Source organism: Moraxella sp. K02 (assembly GCF_041154755.1).
Lineage (GTDB): Bacteria > Pseudomonadota > Gammaproteobacteria > Pseudomonadales > Moraxellaceae > Faucicola.
This window is the reverse complement of the sequence record NZ_AP031590.1, coordinates 1,469,572-1,488,760: the sequence shown is the minus strand read 5'-3', so window position 1 is coordinate 1,488,760 and position 19,189 is coordinate 1,469,572. Positions and strand designations below refer to the sequence as shown.

The window sequence follows — 19,189 nt, the reverse complement described above, 5'->3', positions numbered from 1 at the left end:
AAAAACCTGTTGATTCAACAGGTTTTTTTGTGGTTAATAGCAGCTTATTTTACCAGTTGTACGGTACCGTTGGCAGTGACCGTAATGGTGCTATCGCCCGCTTGGAAGTTTTGGTCAGCGACTTTAGCACTGGCGGCTTCTAGCATCATTACACTGCCATACGCACGCGGTGCACGATAATCGCCCCCTTGACTAAACTCCAACGAAACTAATTGATAGCCTTTTGCGCCCCACACAGGCATTAGCGTTTGCGCTTGACGCTGGAAGTTTTTCGAAGCTTCCATCATCAATTCTTGCTCGGTGGCTTTGCGCGCGGCATCAGACACACTAAAGTCTAATCCATCAACCGTCATAAAACTTTGCAATTCGGCAATCAATTTGCTAGCTGCAACTGTGTCGGTGCTCTTTAAATTCAAGCTTGCAGTCCCCGTCCAACCAATGATTTTTTGGTTTTTATCATATTGCGGATAGGTGGTTTGGTTGCCCGTACTGACTTGCACTTGTGGGTATTTTTTGGCAATGGCTACCGCTTGGTTCAAGGTGGTAGCGATTTGATTAGCCACCTCACTACTTGATTTGTTTTGTACAGTTTTGCTAAGGGTAGCATTGATTTGGTCATTGCTGACTTTTTTACTCGCTGAGGCAGCAAAGTTAAGCAAGCCGTAGTTTAAAGTATTAGTCATTGATGGATTCGCAGGGGATGGGTTCACAGGGTAAGTAGCGGCTGAAACACTGGTAAAAGGTAATAGCGTCGCCACAGCAAGCAAGCTAGCTGCAATACCTTTGGTGACTGTATGATTGGCATGCATTTTATGATTGGGATGATTGTTAGTTGCGGTGCTTAAGTGTGTCATAGTGTTTCCTATTGTTTTTTTCCTAGTTTTTTCTAGTGCTTCTTTATATGGGTTGGCATGAATCTGTTGCTGATTAAACTACATTAGCTCATTCAATATGTTGTTGAATGGGCATTATAAAATATTTTGTAACATTTACAGCGAAAGAATTGTAGAAAAAGGGTAAAAAGGTGGACAAAAATTTACCCAAATGTTGCTTGGTGAGGGTTTAGCGTGTGTAAAAGTGAAATAAATACAAAAATTTGGCGTATATGATAAAAATAGTTTGCATTTGGTCGCCAAATTCTCTAGAATACCGCTTCGGTAACCCCATTGGTAGCTTCGCAACTAGCTGCTGTGAACCCCGCCAGGACCGGAAGGTAGCAACGGTAGCAGCCAGCCAGTGTGCCGAAGATGTGCTAGTGGGGTTATCACTTTTTTAAGTAGGTGTTTTTGATGCCTATTTCACTTGGTAAGTTTTTTAATTGCGAAAGAAAACTGACCAATAATGACTCATATACGCTAAGAGCAACGTCAATTTTCCAATTAATCTAGCTTATCCATCTGCCTATATATCACGCGCGCCACTGTAAGCGCTGATAATCTTCCGATGATAACCTAATATTTAGCATTGTATTTTTTTAAGCATTCTTGTGAATGCCGCGATACGAACTTTTTGATGGTTTTACTGTTTCAAAAGTTTTGATAAGTCTGACAGTAGGTTTTGTCGCTATTTTTATAGCGAAAATAAGTCTTACAGACACGATTACAATGCTTTAAAGCGATTAACACGATATTTGTGATTAATGATAGCTGATAATTTTGCCTATTCATTTTGCTTATCCATTTTGAAAGTGCAGTCAGCTTGAGGGCTTTTGCTTGTTGCGTGTTTTCAATCAAGGTTACCACCGACACTTTGATTAACTTATTTTTTAAGGACTTACATGACTGATTTTAATTCAACCACAGATTTTGCTGATAACTCAATCGATAATTTTTTTAGCCATACCCATAGCCAAGCCAACAGCAATCAGCCTACTGACAACGCCCCAGTTGACGACACAGAATCAACTGCGGCAACGTCTGATGATGCTAACCCTAGCGAAAATGGTTTTACTGCATTGGGTCTTTCAGGTTCATTACTAAAAAGTATTGTCGCAACGGGTTATACCACACCAACGCCTATCCAAGCGCGCGCGATTCCTGCTGCGTTAGCGGGTCGTGATTTGCTATTATCAGCACAAACAGGTAGTGGTAAAACTGCCGCGTTTGTATTACCAATTTTGCATCAATTAAGCGAACTACAAGCCAAAGAAAAAGCGGCAGAAAAGACCGCAAGTGGCAAACGTGGTCGCCAACAGCCAAAAGTCGTACAAGCCTTGATTTTGACACCGACGCGTGAGCTGGCCAACCAAGTTCAAGACAGTATCCGTCGTTATGGCTCAGCCATGAAAGATTTGTACAGTGTGCCACTTGTTGGTGGTGCGGCATACAGTGGTCAAATCCGTGCGCTAAAAAAAGGCGTACAAATCATCGTAGCGACGCCGGGTCGTTTGCTAGATCATATCAATGCCCAGCGTTTGAACCTATCTGATTTGACTATGTTGGTACTTGATGAAGCAGACCGTATGCTAGACATGGGTTTCGCCGATGATATCAATGCGATTTTGGAAGCCACACCCGCGCATCGCCAAACCATCATGTCATCTGCGACATGGGATGGTCCAGTCGGTAAAATCGCTGAAAGCTTTACCAAAGACCCAGAGCGTATCAACATCAAAGTTGAAACCGCACACATCGATGAAAAAGTGTATTTCTGTGACAACTTTGACCACAAAAATAAATTATTAGAGCAGCTGATCTGTGACCCAGAGCGTGGTCAAGCGATTATCTTTACTGCGACCAAACGCAGCAGTGAAGAAGTCGCTGAGCGCCTACAACAATGGGAACACAAAGCCTGTTATCTGCATGGTGACTTGCCACAAAGCAAGCGTAATCGTATTGTCTCAGATTTACGCAGTGGCAAATTTGACATCGTGGTAGCAACAGACGTGGCAGCACGTGGTCTTGATTTACCCAACATTACCCATGTATTTAACTATGATTTACCGCGCCAAGTAGAAGATTATGTTCATCGTATCGGTCGCTCAGGTCGTGCCGGTCGTACTGGTATTGCTATCAACCTATGTAGCCGCGATGACCGTCGTCAATTTGGCAATATTGCCCGTTACCTAAAACGTGATATCAATGAAGCGCAAGTTGAAGGCTTAGAACCGCGTTTTGTGGAAAAATTTGAAGGTCGTGGTAAGCCTAATGGTCGTGATGGTCGCGGTCGTGGTCGCAGCGGCAGTGATAGCCGTGGCGGTCGTGATGACCGTGGCAGTCGCTCACAACGTTTTGGTGGTTCAAGCGACAGACCTTCAAGCGAGCGTCGTTTTGCGGACAAGCCACGTTTTGACAACCAAGAACGTTATGGCAAATCAGCGAGCAACGACAGTTCAGCACGTTTTGAAAAACGTGAGCGTTTTGACAAAGGTCACCAAGGCAACAGCGATAGTCGTTTTGGGCGTGATGATGCGAGTGCGCCGCGTCGTCACCGTGATTCAGATAACCGTCATGGCAATAGTCAGGGCGATTTTCACCGCGCCGCTAAATCATCGGACAAACCAAGCTTTGACCGTGATTCACGCCAAGGCAATCGTGAGCCTCGCCAAGGTGAGTATGCAGATCGTCGCCGCGATGATAACCGTAGCTTCAACAAAGATGGCTTTAAAGGCTATCAAGGTGATAAACCACGTTACAACACTGACCGTAATAGCAGTGAGCGTCATGGCGAGCGTCCTAACCGCTTTGAAAAAAATGACCGTTTTGGTGACAAACCTTTTGCCAAAAAGACCGAACGCTCTAGCGAGTTTCGTGGCGATGACCGCACTCGCAAGCCACGTCCAGTCGTAGAAGAAACCTTTGGTCAACCGCTTAAAAAACGTAGCGACAGACCGTATCCGGCAAAAGATGGCCAACGTGCGGGCGATTCACGCTCAAACGGGTTTAAATCTGAGGGTTTCAAAAAATCAGATAAACCATTTGCCGGTAAATCGTCAAGATCGGAAGGATTTAAGTCATCATCTGACCGTTATGCTTCATCAACCAAGCCATCCGCTAAACCGGCTGGCAAGCAAGATGGTTGGGATGCGCCAAAACGTAGCCGCCGCAATAGCACAGGCAAACCGCTATAAGTTATAAGCAATAAAAAAAAGCACCTAATTGGGTGCTTTTTTTATGAGTGTTTTTCATGAAACTTAAAACTATTTAACATCATCGCCTGATTGGGTATAAATAGCGTCAAGCTGCTCAGAGGTAAGTAACTCTTGAGCCAATGGAAAAACTTCACGCTCTTCAAAGCGAATATGCTCGTATAAGGCATCGCCCAAATCGCGTAAATCTTCAATAGTCGGGTTGGCTTTATCGGCTAATCGTTTTAATTCTTCGTGTTGAGCCGTCAGTTGCTCACTTAACTCTATCACTTGTGGATTATCTTTGTGGTAAGTCATTAAAGGTTTCACCAAATAGTTTTCTTCCACCCCAAAATGCGCAGTAAATTCATCACGGATAAAAGCGGTTATTTTTTGCCATTGGTCTTGGATGTCTGCTTCAGAAGATGACATAGGAAATTGACCGGCTTTTAAGCCAAGATTGAGTCCCAAGTGATGTTGTCGTGATAGGGGGCGAAGTTGTTCAGCACGTTGCATATTTATTCCTTAGAAGTTAAAAGTTAAGCTTGGCAGAATTTACCAATTTTTTGGTATAAAGCTTTACATTGCTCTGGGCAAAGATTTTCCATATTTAAAAATGCATGAGGCATATCGGCAAAATGGACGAGTTGGGATGGCGCGCCTGCGGCTTGTAATACGTCATGATAGCCGATATCTTCATCACGTAGCGGGCAATAACCGGCCGTTAGGTGCAGTGTCTTTGGGGCTTGATACGGCGAATGATGCAGTAGGGTAGCCATATCAGTCCAAAATGGTGAGCTCAGCTCACGGTCATCATATGCTGAAAAATAATTGTCAAAATACCAGTGGATTTTGCTGGATTCTAGTAAATAACCCGTGCCATTTTCCTCAATCGAAGGCTGTGACATGGTGTAGTCTAGACTGGCATAAATCAAAATTTGATGGGTGATAGCTAGGTCTGTGCTCACACGGTTGGCAAGCCAATCTTGCACCAAGGTGGCAGTAATCGCACCGCCAGCGCTATCACCCGCTATGATAAGCTTACCGTTACAGTCATAACCGACTTGCTGTAGGGTTGCTGTTAAATAAGTTAAAATCGCGTGAGCATCATCAATCGCGGCAGGGTAACGATTTTCTGGCGCAAGGCGATATTCCGGCGCTACCACCACGCAGCCTGTTGCTTCGGCCAATTTTTTATAGAGTTTATCATACACAGTGACGCTACCTGCCATGCCGCCACCGCCATGAAAATATACCATTACCGGCACGTCAGCCGTTGCTTGTTCATTTGGCAGCGGACAGTTGCTCGGTACAAATAGCCTAAGTGGGACGTTATAACCCCGAAAATTGCTTGGCGTCACCAGCACCGTATCGATGATTTTTGCCATGTTGGGTGCGTCAGTGACAAATGCGGTTGTTAAATTGGCTAACGCTTCACGTGCGTTGATGGCATTGGGCTTAACCCCTTGCGCTAACAGATACGGCACAATCACTTCATGCAACTGTGTCAAATACGCTTGCATGGCAGCGGGCATTGGCTGTTTTAAATTCTCTGGCATAATTCAATCCTATTGATTTTAAGTTTAATTACCACAACGTGCTAAATATTACTGCAATTTTGTCATGGCTGGATAGTCATGTTTTGAAAAATACTGATGTTTTGGCAAATAGTCATGGGTCAAAAATATTACACTCTAGGGCGCCAAATTTGGCATTGAAGGCCTTGCCAATACCCCTCAATTCAGGTGATTGGGTTGAAAATTACAGTTTGAGGTTAAACTTCTTTTAACAATAAATAGCGCGCTTTAGTGCTAGTATAGGCATTTCTTTGACGGGCACTACTCTGTAAAAAGGTCACCTATGACTTCTCAACCACAACATGCCACTGAGCATTTGGATTCTTCCAATCATTCCACTGACGCCGATACTGATACTCACACACTAATATCAAGTAACTTAACTAGCCGCAATCCATCCCATAGCCAACCGCAAAATCAACTGCCTTCTCAACAACCGAATACCAAACCACCGATAACGCCACCCTCATTGATAGTCAAAATCATGATTGGCATGATTGGCGCGTTTGCATTTTTGCAAGTCTATTCGATTCAAGCGATTTTGCCGATTATGATGCAAGCATTCTCAGCGACCGAAACGCAAGTGGGCATGACAGTTGGCGCAACGGTGATTGCCATTGCCATCATGTCACCGTTTATGGGGATGTTGTCTGATGCTGTGGGTCGTAAAAATATCATTGTGGCATCCATTGCCTTTATGGCAATACCCACGATGATGATTGGGCTGTCTGACTCACTCTCCAGTATCATTATTTGGCGATTTATGCAAGGGTTGGCGGTACCTGGCATTACGGTGGTGACGATTGCCTATGTCGGGGAAGAGTACGCCGGCAAAGAGATGGCAAAAATGATGTCCTACTATGTCTCAGGTACAGTATTTGGGGGATTTTTAGGTCGCTTTATCTTGGGGCATTTAGAAGAGCTTATCGGCTGGGAAAAAGGCTTTGTGTTCATGGGCGTGTTGACGGTGTTAGGCGCTGCCTTGGTGGCTTGGTTATTACCGCGCTCACGTCATTTTCATGCCAACCCAAATTTTACATCGGCGCTGCACATGCTGAGTAAACATGTGCGCAACCGTTATGTGGTGACCGCAGGACTGCTTGGCGCGTGCGTGTTATTTTCATTAGTGGGCTGTTTTACCTATGTTAATTTACACTTGGCAGATACACCCTACAATCTATCGAGTGCAGGGCTTGCTAACATTTTTGCGGTGTATTTGATTGGGGTCGTGGTCACACCGATTGCAAGTAGTTTGATTGCCAAATACGGCGCTGCCCGTATGGTGCGCGTAGCGGTGTTGATTTCGATGATGGGCGTGCTGATGACACTGGCTGCGCCTATTTCTTTGGTCGTTGTGGCGCTTGCGGTGATGTCAACTGGGGTATTTATTACCCAATCGGCGACCATTACTTATATCGCGGTGAATGTCAAAGAAGGGCGGTCGCTAGCGTCAGGTTTATATTATATGGCGTACTACATCGGTGGTAGTATCGGGGCGTGGGCGTGTGGTCTGGCATATGCACAAGGCAAATGGTTATATACAGTCTATACGCTGCTGGCTGTACAAGTCATCGCTTTATTGATTGCGTTTTTTGGGTTAATTAAAATCCCAGTCAAAAGATAATAATTCATCACAAAAATAAACCCCAGTCAATGGGGCTTATTTTTTTAACGACTGTCAAGTGAACGCATTGAAGCATTCACATATTAAAATTAGGGTACAAAGCGATCATGGTTAGGATGTTCGCCAAATTCTTTACGGTACTTGGCTGAAATTTCATCCCAAACTGGCGCATTGTGTACGCCATTGGCGCGCGCATCATAGATAGGATCTTTGCCTTGTTTGACCTGTGCTTCATAATCGCGCAGTGCGGCAAATGCAGGTTTTTGCAAGAATAAGATACCAATGATGTTGAGCCAAGCCATCAAACCAACGCCCAAGTCACCCAGTGCCCATGCCAAGTCGGCGGTTTTTAAGCAGCTATAAATTACCACAAATAAAATCACTACTTTGAGTACAGGGATTGCCCAATTTAGCTTCATGCTACGAGTGAGATAACGGATATTGGTTTCTGCAATATAGTAGTACGCCATGATGGTAGTGAAAGCAAAGAAGAATAGCGCAACCGCCACAAACACTGCGCCAAAACCTGGCATGATGTTTTCCATCGCAGTTTGCACGTAACCTGGACCTGCGGCAACGCCTCTAACACCTTGATACAAGAAGGCTTCTTTGTTGGCGGGGTCTTGTACGTTGTACATACCAGTAATGATTAGCATGAAACCTGTCGCCGAACAAACAAATAGCGTATCGACATACACTGAAAACGCTTGTACTAAGCCTTGTTTGGCTGGGTGTGACACCTCAGCGGCTGCCGATGGGTGAGGACCTGTACCTTGACCTGCTTCATTTGAGTAAACGCCACGTTTCACACCCCATTGGATGGCAAGACCCAACACAGCACCAAACGTAGAATCCATACCAAACGCAGAGCGGAAAATCAACGCTAACACATCAGGTAATTGACCGATATGCATGATGATGATAACAATCGCCACGATGATGTAGGCAAGTGCCATAAAAGGTACAATCAACTCAGCAGAGGAAGCAATACGCTTGACACCACCAAAGATGATAAAGCCAAGTAGTGCCGCAATTACCGCGGCTGAAATACTAGGTGCGATACCCAGTGAATTGTTCATCGCTTCAGCAATCGAATTGGCCTGTACGCCAGGTAACAATAAACCACAAGCGGCGATTGCCGATATCGCAAATAACACCGCGTACCATTTTTGCCCTAGTGCTTTTTCAAAATAATAGGCTGGACCACCGATAAAGAAGCCTTTATCATCACGTTCTTTATAAATCTGCGCAAGTGTTGACTCAACGAATGCGGTACTGGCACCCAAGAACGCTACCATCCACATCCAGAATAATGCACCAGGACCACCAAAAGTAATCGCCGTTGCCACACCGGCAATATTACCTGTACCCACACGACCTGCGAGTGACATAGCGAGTGCTTGGAATGAGGACACACCCTGATCGCTGCTTTTGCCGTCCATCAGTAATCGAATCATGCGACCAAAATGGCGCACTTGTAAAAAACGACCACGAATTGAAAAATATAAACCAACCAATAAACATAGATAGATTAATGCGGGACTCCATACCCAATCATTAATCGCATTGACAAAATCTTGCATAACCTTATCTCCCACTACCGTAGAAAGCTAAAATCCCATAGGATTTTTGACTATTTGCCAATTGTTTAATTTATAGAAACGATAACCTATCACCCAATAAAAGTTTCTACAAACTTGCTGAATTATTACAGTCTCCTTATCTTATAAGAAACAATTGGTTTTGCAAATGGTAATGATAAAAATTGGCGATAAATAATGCGATAAAAAGTGATTGACTAACCTGTTTTTACCCCAAACATTTCACCGATAAGGTTGGTGGTAACCAATGCGACAACGCCCCAAATGACTACACGCACAATGGCAGGAAAAATTTTGGCACCGCCCAAATACGCCGATAACCAGCCCAAAAATGCTAATCCTATCAAGGTCACTGTGCCCAAACCGCCGACCAAATATTGCTTTGGTAACAGCCAAATACACAGCACCGGTAGTAGCGCCCCTGTGATGAAGGATAAAGCCGATGCCACGGCTGCCTGTAGGGGATTGGCGGAGGCGGTATCGGTAAGTCCAATTTCATCGCGTGCGTGCGCTTCTAGGGCATTGTGAGCAGTGAGTGCTACCGCAACATCATGTGCCATAGCAGGCGTTAAGCCACGCTGAACATAAATATGCGTCAGTTCTTTTAGCTCGCGGTCTGAATTGTGCTCAAGTTCATAGGCTTCTTTTACCAAGTCGGCTTTTTCGGTGTCGGCTTGCGAAGATACGGAGACATATTCGCCCGCTGCCATACTAATTGCGCCAGCAATCAGCGATGCCACCCCTGTCAACAGCAAGGTGTGACTGTCCACTCGCGCTGCCGCAACCCCCATCAATAGACTGGCAGTGGAAATCAAACCATCGTTGGCGCCGAGCACGGTTGCGCGTAGCCAGTTGTTGCGATTACTAAAATGCGGTTCATGATGTGCTGAATACATGGTATTGCCCTCAAAAACAAAAAAATTGACATAGATTAAAAGATAGATTAAAAGGTAAAAATAACAAAATTAGCTTAATAAATTCTTATAATGGGCTAAAAACTATCTAGCCTTAATAAGACTAGATAGTTTTTAGCCAAGTTTTTTTATCATGCTTGTAGGTTGATAAGTCAGCGTCTTAGTTGCCGTGATAATTGCCAAGCTGCCTCATCGCGCAGCTCATGTGACTGCTTGGCAGACACAGTGGTTTGTCTGCCTGTGTTGAGCGATGACCATTCGGGCTTACCCCGCGCTTTTTTGAGCAAACTTGGCAATCTATCAACTGACCAAGGCGCGAGCAATTGGTTCGCCATGATGCTATCAGTCGCCGCATGACCACGATGGCGTAGTGCAGTCAGTAAGTCCATCGCTCGAGTCGCCAGTAAAGTCAGGGTGGCAGGGTCTATGTGCAGCCGTTTGACACCGCTAATTTTGTCGGCAATCGCGCTGGTGTTTGACAGTAAGCCACCTGCCAAACCACCAAGCGCCGTACCTAGCCCCAGTGATGTGCCAAGGGTGGCGACATCAATACCCAGTCCAATCAGCGCGCCTGCCGCTGCACCCCCTGTGGTACGAATCCCATAACTGGCTAGTACCTCTTTATCAAAAGGATCGCGGCGATATTCAGTCAGCTCAAGCGGTGTCGTGGTGACGGTATTGTCATAAAATTTATACAGGTTTAGCAGTTCATCTTGCATACTGCGTTCAGCTTGGCGTACTTTTTCTTGCATTTTTTGTAAGGTAGGCAGCGGATCATCCTCCTCATGAATGGTTTCAACAAAGGCGGCAACGTTTAACAAAAAATGCGCAATGATAATATTGGCATCATCGTACAAATCATCCCAATCGGCTTTACGACGCTCGATCAGCTGTTTGATAATTTCAGGTTGTATCAGCATGGTTTCTAAGTTTTGCCACAGTTTGATTTCATCATCAAATTCAAACGCCACTGAGTCAAACCGCGTGGATACATGTAAGTTGCGGCGCGCGAGCATCTGCTGCCATTCATTGATATTGCTATCTTGACCCTTGGTAAAGTTAAATACGGGCATGACGGGGATGGCTGACCATGACAGCACCGTCAACTCATCTTTATATTTGCCGAGCACAGGCTCACGCGCATCAATCACATACACGGCCATGTCACTGGCAATCAGCTGACGAATGACCTTGGCTTCTTGGCTAAACTCGTCTTGCGCAGGGGCACTTGCCAAAAATTGCTGTAACCGCTCCACACCGTCACGGCGGGCAGCGGTGTTGTCTTCTAACCAATCAAGTAGCCCTGACGCATCTTCTAGACCTGGCGTGTCATACAGTGCCACCAAGCCTTGCCCCGTTTGGCTGTCATTGATCATGGCTTTTTCCACATGGCGGGTAGTGGCAGGCGCATTTTTGACTTCGCCGAAGTACATATCACGCAACAGGGTGCGTAGCAGCGAAGTTTTACCGGTATTGGTATGCCCCACGACTGCCAATTTTAACGCTTCATTTTCGCCAATGCTGATTTTGCGGCTTGGATAGGGGTTTTGTTCAGCTTGGGCTAATGGATGGTTGATTGGCTGCGTAGCAATGTCACCGCTTGGATGGGTCGCACTGTCAGTAGCCGTCGCTGGCAAATAATCTTTGGTTAAATCAATTGTCAATTTTTCTTGGGTGGTTATGTCTTTGTTATCCATTATTTATTAACCTTTATGTATTCAGCGCGAGCTATTTTTGGCAAGTTCTTTTGGCAAGTTCTAAGGCATGGGTGACATGATTGAAGGCAGTTTGGGTCAGTGGATGTGCCAGCCAATCATCAAAACTATGGGCAACATCATCTATGTTTTCGCTACTATCTTCTGCCAGCTGGTCATAATAATCCAAATAGCCTTCCGCAGTTAAAATCACCCAACCATCACTCACTGCAGATTTTTCTTCCATGGCTGTCAAAGATAGATAAAACCCAAGCATATCGAGCATCAGCAAAATCGCGTCACTGGTGCTATGTGGATAGCTATCGCCCATAGCAAACATGATGTCATCGAGCGCATTTAGCGCCTGTTCGATGCTATCGGTTTGCCAAGTTTGCCTGTTTATGATGTCAAACAGGGCTTGATAGTGCGGTTTTTCACTGTCAAGTTCATTGTCAAGCCAATCGGCTGGCAAATTTTGAATGAATTGACGCAGTAGATTTTGCACAAAGGCGCTTTGCGCTGCGAGCGTAAGCTGTAAAGCAGTCTGGGCAATGCTATTAATCACATCGGCATAGCTTGTCGTGGCATTCATGGTTAATTTTCTCTTACTAGGGCAATTTGGCGTTCTGCCAACGCGGTTTCCCATTGTAGTTGACGGGCTTTGATGGTTTCAATTTCGCTCGGACTTGGCAGGTAGCCTTGATTGGCATCGAGCAGTTGCACAATCATACCGCCTTTTGCCGCGCTTGCGATATTATCGAGTTTTCGCAGGGTGCCACGGTCGGGGAGTGCGAGATTGGAGATACCGACGAGCACTTGAACAGGGTTGCTTTGAAGGTAAGTAATGAGTTTTTCCAAGTCATCACGATCATCGATACGACCAAAGTTTTGCGCCGCCATACCAACGGTTTTGGTATACCATTGCGGGTTGGCTTGCGGGTATTCGAGTAACACGGCGAGTTTATTGGCTAGGCTGATTTGGGCAGTGGGTGCGATAGGTTTTTGCTCAGCCGGGCTGTCATCGGGGTCAATCACTTTGCGCTGCCAAAAGTCGATAATTTTTTGATAGTACGGCTGTTTGATATCAAGCTTCATACGGCTTGAGCGCACCATCATCAGACAACATAGCCATGCGAGCAAACGCGGCACGATACCGTACATCAGTAGGCTACCGATTAATAACATCGCCCAGCGAAACGAAATCATCTGTGGCGTGGTTTCAGGATTCATTTGCGCGGTGATAATATCTTGCGCTGTTGGCGTAGGAAAGCCTACCCAATGGGGGAGCCAAGACATCAGCTTGACCACTTCCACCACGTTGCTGTCTTGTAGTAGGGTTGATTCCCATACAAAATTGTAGTTTTTGACCAATAACAATAGAATTAATGAGACCAACATCCCCGATAGACTGGCTAACCAAAACTGGTGGCTGATACGACTGACGTACCATTTGGTGCCAGCGTGATTGAGCTGGTCTTGATACAGTTCAACCGCTGTTTGGGTAACAACATCTTTGCCACGCACTAGGGTTGCCGGGGTAAAAAAAGTACCAAAAAAACTGGGTTTGTTGCGCGGTGAGAACAGCATCCAGCCGAGCCAAACCAGTAAGATAATGGTATTAAACCCTAATAAACTGGCTAGCACATAAAAAAAGTTCACCACCTGCGCTTGCATCAAGCCAAATAACGCGACAAAGCCCAAAATAAACCACAGCATGGTCAATCCCCAAATTACGCCATTGACGCGGGTGTCAATGGTGGTGAGTAGCTGCGCAAGTTTACCGTCATTATCAATGCGTGTGGCACGGCGGTGCAGTTTGGTCAGTGGGTTGGCTTGTTCGGGTTGCAGTTTTTCGGTAATTAAAATCGGGTCGGCAGAAAAAACATGGTTTTTTTCTTCAAGGCGGCGAATGAGTTCGGTGAGTTGGTCTTTAGATGTATACATTTTTTTATATTCTAGAAATAATTTGTCTTATGATAACAGAATTTATTTTGAACTTAATAATTAAAGACTGATTAAAAAATCTATCAATTTTCATATTGATAAATATATTTTAAAAAGATAGAATATCGATAAATTATAGATAAAAAATTTAAAGGTAATAATGTAAGTGCATAATATTAGTCAATCAGATTTAATTGAAAATTTAAATTTCGACAACCTACTTAAAGGTTGTTCAAGTTTGAATGATATTTATTTGACTTTAGAACTAAGTGGTTTGAATACCACTAAATGGCTTCCAATTGAATTAAATAAAGAAAATTACTCTGATAAAGAAGCGATTAAAAAAAGTATATGCGATTTATTGAATAATGTTAAAAATAATATAAGAAAAAATATAGAATATTTAGATTTAACTCTTAGTCTATTTCTAGAAGTTATTAGTAAAGCTGGAAACGATATCACAAGATATGGCATCTATAATAATGAGTATTTTTTTCAACTTTTAAAAAATTTAAAAGCTAAATTTTCAAATCGTAGTTATCAATGTGACATTGAGTTTATATTAGTTTTTTTCAGTAACTTTAGAAAATATTATCAAAAACTAGTTGTTAACTTTACAGAGTACATTGTGGCTGAATACATTCATAATATTTCTTTTAATAAAGTGTTTAGTTTAAAAGTCAATTTATTAACTTCTAATCATTTATTAAGAGAAAGAATTTATGCGAGAAACCAAAAATTTAGATATATCAATTAATACTTTTAATTTCAAAAATTGTAATAATTTTCAAATCAATCAAACCATTATTCTTACGTCTGAATTGGCTGAGACTGATGTGAAAGTAGTTGCAATAGAAGATATTGAAGAAAAGGCAAAAAAGCTAGAAGTTTTAGCGTCAGTCATGAATATTGTAGCTACTATTTCGCCAATAGTATTGCCATTTTTTATGAGTATAACTGTTTAATTTAACATGATAAGTGCATTTCTAAGAAACAGTAATGCACTTATTTTAAGGTAATAGAATGTCGGCTAAAAAAGAAGATACCCAAACTAAAGCTCAAAGAATCCAAATTGATTTATCACCCAAAGCAGTAGAGACGTTAAAACGTCTTAAAGAAGAAACGGGCTTAAGTACCTATAGTGCTATTATCGCTCAATCGTTAAGTTTCAAAGACCAAATTATGAAAGAATTGGCGCGAGATGATAGTAATCGCTTATTGATTGTCAATGATAAGGGTGAGGCAACTCAAATCCTTATTACTTAATATTTTGTAGTCGTTTCATCCCAATAAAATACCGACTAAACTGATAAGCCACGCGCCCGGAGCGTCCACCGCGTTCACTGGCAAAGCGTAAGGCAGCTGCTTTTGCTGCCTCATCAAAGGGCAAACTTGCTTGCGCCAAATAATGCGCACAAATATCCAAATACACAGGCTGGGTCATCGGATGAAATGACAGCCACAGCCCAAAGCGGTCAGACAACGACACGGTTTCATCAATCGTCTCATACGGATTGACTTCATCGGTTTGCCCATTATAAATGCTCACATTGTCTTTCATCAGTTGCGGCAATAGATGACGGCGGTTACTGGTCGCATAGACGAGTAGTTTGTCTTGCTCGCTATCTAGCGCGCCATCGAGCACACTTTTGAGCGTGCGATAATTCTCATCTTGCCCATTGAACGCTAAGTCATCACAATACACCACATAATGACAGCCATGATTGGGCTGGGCTGTATGAAGGTCTCGTACCGCTTGGCGAATCGGCTCTAACATCACCAAATCATCTCGTGACACTTCGATAATACGAAGACCGTCCGCTTTATATTGATTGAGCAATGCCCGAATGAGCGAGGATTTTCCTGCGCCACGCGTGCCTGTCATGAGTACATGATTGGCAGGTAAGCCTGCTAAATATTGGCGCGTGTTTTGAATTAGCTTATTTTTTTGCCCATCAATGCCAAGCAAATCATCCAACGTCAATCGCAAATCCACGGTTAAAGGCACCAGTTCACCGCTGCCCGTGCGGCTATTGGATTGCCAGCGGTAGGCAAGCACACTGGGGTCAAGTTGTATGGGCTTGGGCAGCTGCGACTGTAAAAATTGGGTGAGTAAGTGTTCTAAATTAGCGGGTAAACTAAGGTTAGCGGGTAAACTAAGATTAGCGGGTATACTAAGTTGCGACATACAAGGGTTCTTCTGACTGGTTTTTAAGTGATTGGTTTTTAAATGAGTAGTTTTTAAGCAATTTTGCGGTATTTAATCCGTATGATAGCAAAACTCCGTTAGATTACCCATTATCTTTGTAAACATTGCAGCATAACACTGGCTTTTTGTTTACAAAAAAAATCAATTCAGTTATAAAGATAGGCTCTATAATAAAATTTGTTAAGGAAGCTCAATGAATGCGCAACAAGCCATCGCCTTTAGTATCAAGCCTCTCACTTTTGCCATCGTCTTGCTGGGGATTCACGGCTGTGCCACACAGCCTAGCGCGAGTCAGCCGCTGTCTCAACGTGTGTTGCAAGCCAACCAAAATTTGCTCAGTCGCCAAAGCTATGCTTATGACTATCGAGTCAATGTGGTACGCCCACCGCTACGTAGTGCACAAGCGTTACCTGCAAGCCCTAATCGTTTAAAACTTATCCAGCAGCTTAGCGCAGCACAGCACCTTGATTCTCGCCAACAAGCCTTGGTCACAGAGGGGGTCAATCACCAAACCCGTGAACAAAGCGAAGTGGGGCAAGTGATGGATATTTTAACCAAGCGCTTTGAGTTTGCCTCCACAGGTGTGGTAGATCTTCGCCGGGGGCAAATGTCAATCGTGCCTGAATTTCGCTACGTGCAGAACAATGCAGGGGCGTTTATCAAAGTGCCGCTTGCGGCTGATTTTGCGCGCTCCAAAGTATATGCTGACTTGTCGGGACTCTCTGAGTTTGCCACCGACCCGCAATATGATGGACGCTACATTGAATATGACTATAGCAAACTGCTAAAAGATAAAAAGATAGATAAAAGAGCCTTATTCAAGGTATTTGAACAGATGTCACTGCTAAATGCCACCCTTGCCAAAGAAAGCGATTATCAGCCATTGGCTTTGACTACTGAAGATAAAGCCAAAGGTGTGAGCCAGCGCATTGGCTACCGCATTGGCTACAATCAAATGCTAGCCGAGTATTTGCTGTTCTTTCACGTCAATGAGCGCTACCTAAAATCATTCATCAATCCAGCTGATTTTGCCAAAGATGATGAGCTAAAGCAGCTTGGCAGTCTTGCTGTTAGCCCACGGTATCTGATGAAAAAAGCCTTTGACAGCCATGGGTTGGCAAGCGTTGAAGAAAAAGCGTATGAATCTGCCATGCGCCTGTATGAAGCCATTGATAAAATGCGTGCACAATCAGATGAAAGCGCTGCTGATCCAGCCAGTGCCGATGCTGCAGAGGCAATGGACAGTTTAGAGAATCAAACAGCCACTGATGAGTCGACCAGTGAAGAATTAGCTCAAACTGCAAAAGCCTTAGCAGCCTTTGACAAATACCAATCAGACAAATTGGTCAGTGCCGCTGCCCAGCTGATTTTGCCAAAGATGATGAGCTAAAGCAGCTTGGCAGTCTTGCTGTTAGCCCACGGTATCTGATGAAAAAAGCCTTTGACAGCCATGGGTTGGCAAGCGTTGAAGAAAAAGCGTATGAATCTGCCATGCGCCTGTATGAAGCCATTGATAAAATGCGTGCACAATCAGATGAAAGCGCTGCTGATCCAGCCAGTGCCGATGCTGCAGAGGCAATGGACAGTTTAGAGAATCAAACAGCCACTGATGAGTCGACCAGTGAAGAATTAGCTCAAACTGCAAAAGCCTTAGCAGCCTTTGACAAATACCAATCAGACAAATTGGTCAGTGCCGCTGCACTGGCAAAAATCATCGACGCCAATCCGCAAGCCTTTAAAGCGCTGCAAGCTGAAATAAGCAAAGAGGCAAATAGCAGCTTTATCTCAATGGATGATGACATCCGTATCAGCTATGGACTCAACCGCCAAAATCAATTACTCAATGTGGTAGCAATGAGTGATTTGCCAGCATTTGAAAAAACCACGCCGACTACCAATCAGCCCAAGACCCAAATGCGCACAGTGGTTAATTTTTACGATTATGGCAAAGCCCGCGTCAATCCTGATATCTTCAACAAGGCAATCACTTGGCAACAAGCATCAAAAGATAACAATCTATGGGCGGCGACAAAACAATCCAAAGTCTTTGACAGTGATAAGAATTTAGAAGCCTTGTCCTATAGCCTACTTAAACAAAATAAAGGGTTTGTCGAGACGTTTGTCACCCTTTATACCTACCAGTTTGTGTTGCAAAAAGATGAAGCAAGCCTGGGTGAAATAGATATGGCAGCGCTAAACGCCGCTGCAAGCAAACTTGCAAAAATACAAGCCGATAATTATGCAGTCATGAATACTGATAGCCGTCAGCAAGAGGCGGTTACAGACGCTGATGCGTATGTCGATGAGGAACTTGCTGAACATATCGCAGGGATTGTTGATAAAACCTATCGCAATCAACAATACTTGCAACAAATTGCTAGACTTAAAGCCCAAGGCAAATCTGACGCCCAGATATTTAGCCAGTTGTATCAAAGTATCAGCGACAAACCCAGTGATGTAGCCAGCGATGTAGAAAGTGCAGCTGCAGCGGCGGTGGAAGCTGCAGCGGCAGTAGATGTGGTTGAGGAAAGCGAAGAACAACAAGCTTGTTCGGTGCTCTTGGAAACAGATAAACTTGACAAAAAATCACGTACCCGCCTTGCCAAAATCTGTGAAAAAATCGACACAGCCACCGCCCAAGAACAGGCAGCGAGCCAACAATCTGGCTACGCTGATACTGCATCACGCGACGCGGCTGCATCCGCACCCGTCCCCATGACGGCTGCCGATATTGCCAAGCAAAAGCAGGCGCGCGATAAGTTTAATCAATTACTGGGCGAAATCGCTATCGAAGACATGCAGACCCAAGCCAAGCATATCAGCCTATCTGACGAGGGGGATGATGAGTTAATTGAAAAACTCAAACCTCACTTTGAGGCGAGCTATGATTTCGATTATGATGCCTACAAGGCTGCCTATCAGTTGTTGCTTTTGAGCCAATAATTGGGCAAACAAAGCATCAACTGCTGATGACCTATATAAAACAGATAAAAAAAGCGGGATAACTGATGTATCCCGCTTTTTTGTAAGTTAATCACTCGTGCCATTTTTAACCATGACAGTTTTATAAAACGGTACGAATACTCGCCGCTTCATCCAGCATTTTATACAAGCTATTGACTTGCTCGGCGTCTGTCAAATACACATTGGCACGTACGGAGTGGAAACGACCGGTACGCGATGGATTGATAGTCAAACTTGCCAAATCAAATTCGGGAAATAAAGTACCCAAAATTAATTTTACTTCATCGAGTAGCGTCTCTTTGTGACCCTCATGACCGATGATACTCAACGGATAATCCATCGGAAAATTCCACAATTCTGGATGCTGGATATCCGTAGGTTTCGCCGCTCGCATACCACAGGCAGCGGCTTCTAAGTTATTAAGCGTAATTGTTTTATTGTTCATAGCATCACCTAAGGTTGTATAAATTTCTTTAGGGTCTAAATGAGGGTAAAACCGATAATTTCAAGACGTTGCAGTTTGGCGTTGAAAAAAGCGCCATTCGTAAAAAGCCCTATTCATAAACCCGCCCATAAAAAAACCGAGAACATTGTCT

17 protein-coding genes and 1 other RNA gene are annotated in these 19,189 nt (G+C 44.0%); 8 read left to right on the top strand and 10 right to left on the bottom strand.

Features of this window, described 5'->3' with window-relative positions:
- Positions 1-44 precede the first annotated feature (44 nt).
- Complete coding sequence (locus ACAM39_RS06660; RefSeq protein ID WP_369627093.1) at positions 45-854, bottom strand: SIMPL domain-containing protein; 810 nt, start codon at positions 852-854, stop codon at positions 45-47.
- A 310-nt stretch (positions 855-1,164) separates the two neighbouring features.
- Here ACAM39_RS06660 and ffs point away from each other — a divergent pair.
- Both ffs and ACAM39_RS06650 read left to right on the top strand, forming a co-directional pair.
- Positions 1,165-1,261: signal recognition particle sRNA small type (ffs, locus tag ACAM39_RS06655), an RNA gene on the top strand.
- A 516-nt stretch (positions 1,262-1,777) separates the two neighbouring features.
- A complete protein-coding gene (locus ACAM39_RS06650; RefSeq protein WP_472828126.1) occupies positions 1,778-4,069 on the top strand; it encodes a DEAD/DEAH box helicase in 2,292 nt (763 codons plus the stop codon).
- 69 nt (positions 4,070-4,138) lie between these two features.
- Here ACAM39_RS06650 and ACAM39_RS06645 read toward each other — a convergent pair whose 3' ends face one another.
- Together ACAM39_RS06645 and ACAM39_RS06640 are read right to left on the bottom strand one after the other, a co-directional pair.
- Positions 4,139-4,582, bottom strand: a complete 444-nt coding sequence (locus ACAM39_RS06645) for a hemerythrin domain-containing protein (RefSeq protein WP_369627092.1) — start codon at positions 4,580-4,582, stop codon at positions 4,139-4,141.
- A gap of 23 nt (positions 4,583-4,605) precedes the next feature.
- Positions 4,606-5,625 carry an alpha/beta hydrolase gene (locus ACAM39_RS06640; protein WP_369627091.1) on the bottom strand — a complete coding sequence of 340 codons (1,020 nt, stop codon included), beginning with the start codon at positions 5,623-5,625 and terminating at the stop codon, positions 4,606-4,608.
- A gap of 502 nt (positions 5,626-6,127) precedes the next feature.
- Here ACAM39_RS06640 and ACAM39_RS06635 point away from each other — a divergent pair.
- Positions 6,128-7,267 carry an MFS transporter gene (locus ACAM39_RS06635; protein ID WP_369628582.1) on the top strand — a complete coding sequence of 380 codons (1,140 nt, stop codon included), beginning with the start codon at positions 6,128-6,130 and terminating at the stop codon, positions 7,265-7,267.
- An 89-nt stretch (positions 7,268-7,356) separates the two neighbouring features.
- Here the strand turns inward: ACAM39_RS06635 and ACAM39_RS06630 are convergent, their stop codons facing one another.
- The 5 genes from ACAM39_RS06630 to ACAM39_RS06610 all read right to left on the bottom strand — a co-directional run bounded on the left by ACAM39_RS06630 (position 7,357) and on the right by ACAM39_RS06610 (position 13,420).
- Entirely contained in the window at positions 7,357-8,850 is a 1,494-nt protein-coding gene (locus ACAM39_RS06630) for an alanine/glycine:cation symporter family protein (RefSeq protein WP_369627090.1), read from the bottom strand.
- A 215-nt stretch (positions 8,851-9,065) separates the two neighbouring features.
- Positions 9,066-9,764, bottom strand: coding sequence for a VIT1/CCC1 transporter family protein (locus ACAM39_RS06625; protein WP_369627089.1), 699 nt, complete (start codon positions 9,762-9,764; stop codon positions 9,066-9,068).
- Positions 9,765-9,934: 170 nt separating this feature from the next.
- Positions 9,935-11,479 carry a DUF3482 domain-containing protein gene (locus tag ACAM39_RS06620; RefSeq protein ID WP_369627088.1) on the bottom strand — a complete coding sequence of 515 codons (1,545 nt, stop codon included), beginning with the start codon at positions 11,477-11,479 and terminating at the stop codon, positions 9,935-9,937.
- A gap of 31 nt (positions 11,480-11,510) precedes the next feature.
- Positions 11,511-12,068 (bottom strand): hypothetical protein, encoded by a 558-nt coding sequence (locus ACAM39_RS06615; protein ID WP_369627087.1) that lies wholly within the window; start codon positions 12,066-12,068, stop codon positions 11,511-11,513.
- A gap of 2 nt (positions 12,069-12,070) precedes the next feature.
- Positions 12,071-13,420, bottom strand: a complete 1,350-nt coding sequence (locus ACAM39_RS06610; RefSeq protein ID WP_369627086.1) for a DUF2868 domain-containing protein — start codon at positions 13,418-13,420, stop codon at positions 12,071-12,073.
- A gap of 238 nt (positions 13,421-13,658) precedes the next feature.
- On the opposite strand from ACAM39_RS06610, the gene ACAM39_RS06605 reads away from it, so the two are divergent.
- The 3 genes from ACAM39_RS06605 to ACAM39_RS06595 are packed head-to-tail and all read left to right on the top strand — an operon-like array spanning position 13,659 to position 14,686.
- Positions 13,659-14,177, top strand: coding sequence for a hypothetical protein (locus ACAM39_RS06605; RefSeq protein WP_369627085.1), 519 nt, complete (start codon positions 13,659-13,661; stop codon positions 14,175-14,177).
- Entirely contained in the window at positions 14,143-14,385 is a 243-nt protein-coding gene (locus ACAM39_RS06600; protein ID WP_065263843.1) for a hypothetical protein, read from the top strand. The genes ACAM39_RS06605 and ACAM39_RS06600 overlap by 35 nt, the downstream gene beginning before the upstream one ends.
- Positions 14,386-14,443: 58 nt before the next feature.
- Complete coding sequence (locus ACAM39_RS06595) at positions 14,444-14,686, top strand: hypothetical protein (RefSeq protein ID WP_065263842.1); 243 nt, start codon at positions 14,444-14,446, stop codon at positions 14,684-14,686.
- On the opposite strand, the gene ACAM39_RS06590 is transcribed toward ACAM39_RS06595, so the two are convergent.
- On the bottom strand, positions 14,679-15,608 hold the full coding sequence (locus ACAM39_RS06590; protein WP_369627084.1) for an ATP-binding protein: 930 nt from the start codon (positions 15,606-15,608) through the stop codon (positions 14,679-14,681). The two genes, ACAM39_RS06595 and ACAM39_RS06590, sit on opposite strands and share 8 nt — an antisense overlap.
- A 214-nt stretch (positions 15,609-15,822) precedes the next feature.
- Between ACAM39_RS06590 and ACAM39_RS06585 the strand changes: the two genes are divergently transcribed.
- The gene (locus ACAM39_RS06585) at positions 15,823-17,019 is read left to right on the top strand and encodes a hypothetical protein (protein WP_369627083.1); all 1,197 of its coding nucleotides are present in this window, start codon (positions 15,823-15,825) and stop codon (positions 17,017-17,019) included.
- A gap of 38 nt (positions 17,020-17,057) precedes the next feature.
- The gene (locus ACAM39_RS06580) at positions 17,058-18,572 is read left to right on the top strand and encodes a hypothetical protein (RefSeq protein WP_369627082.1); all 1,515 of its coding nucleotides are present in this window, start codon (positions 17,058-17,060) and stop codon (positions 18,570-18,572) included.
- 121 nt (positions 18,573-18,693) lie between these two features.
- Here the strand turns inward: ACAM39_RS06580 and ACAM39_RS06575 are convergent, their stop codons facing one another.
- Entirely contained in the window at positions 18,694-18,987 is a 294-nt protein-coding gene (locus tag ACAM39_RS06575) for a YbeD family protein (protein WP_369628581.1), read from the bottom strand.
- Positions 18,988-19,189 lie beyond the last annotated feature (202 nt).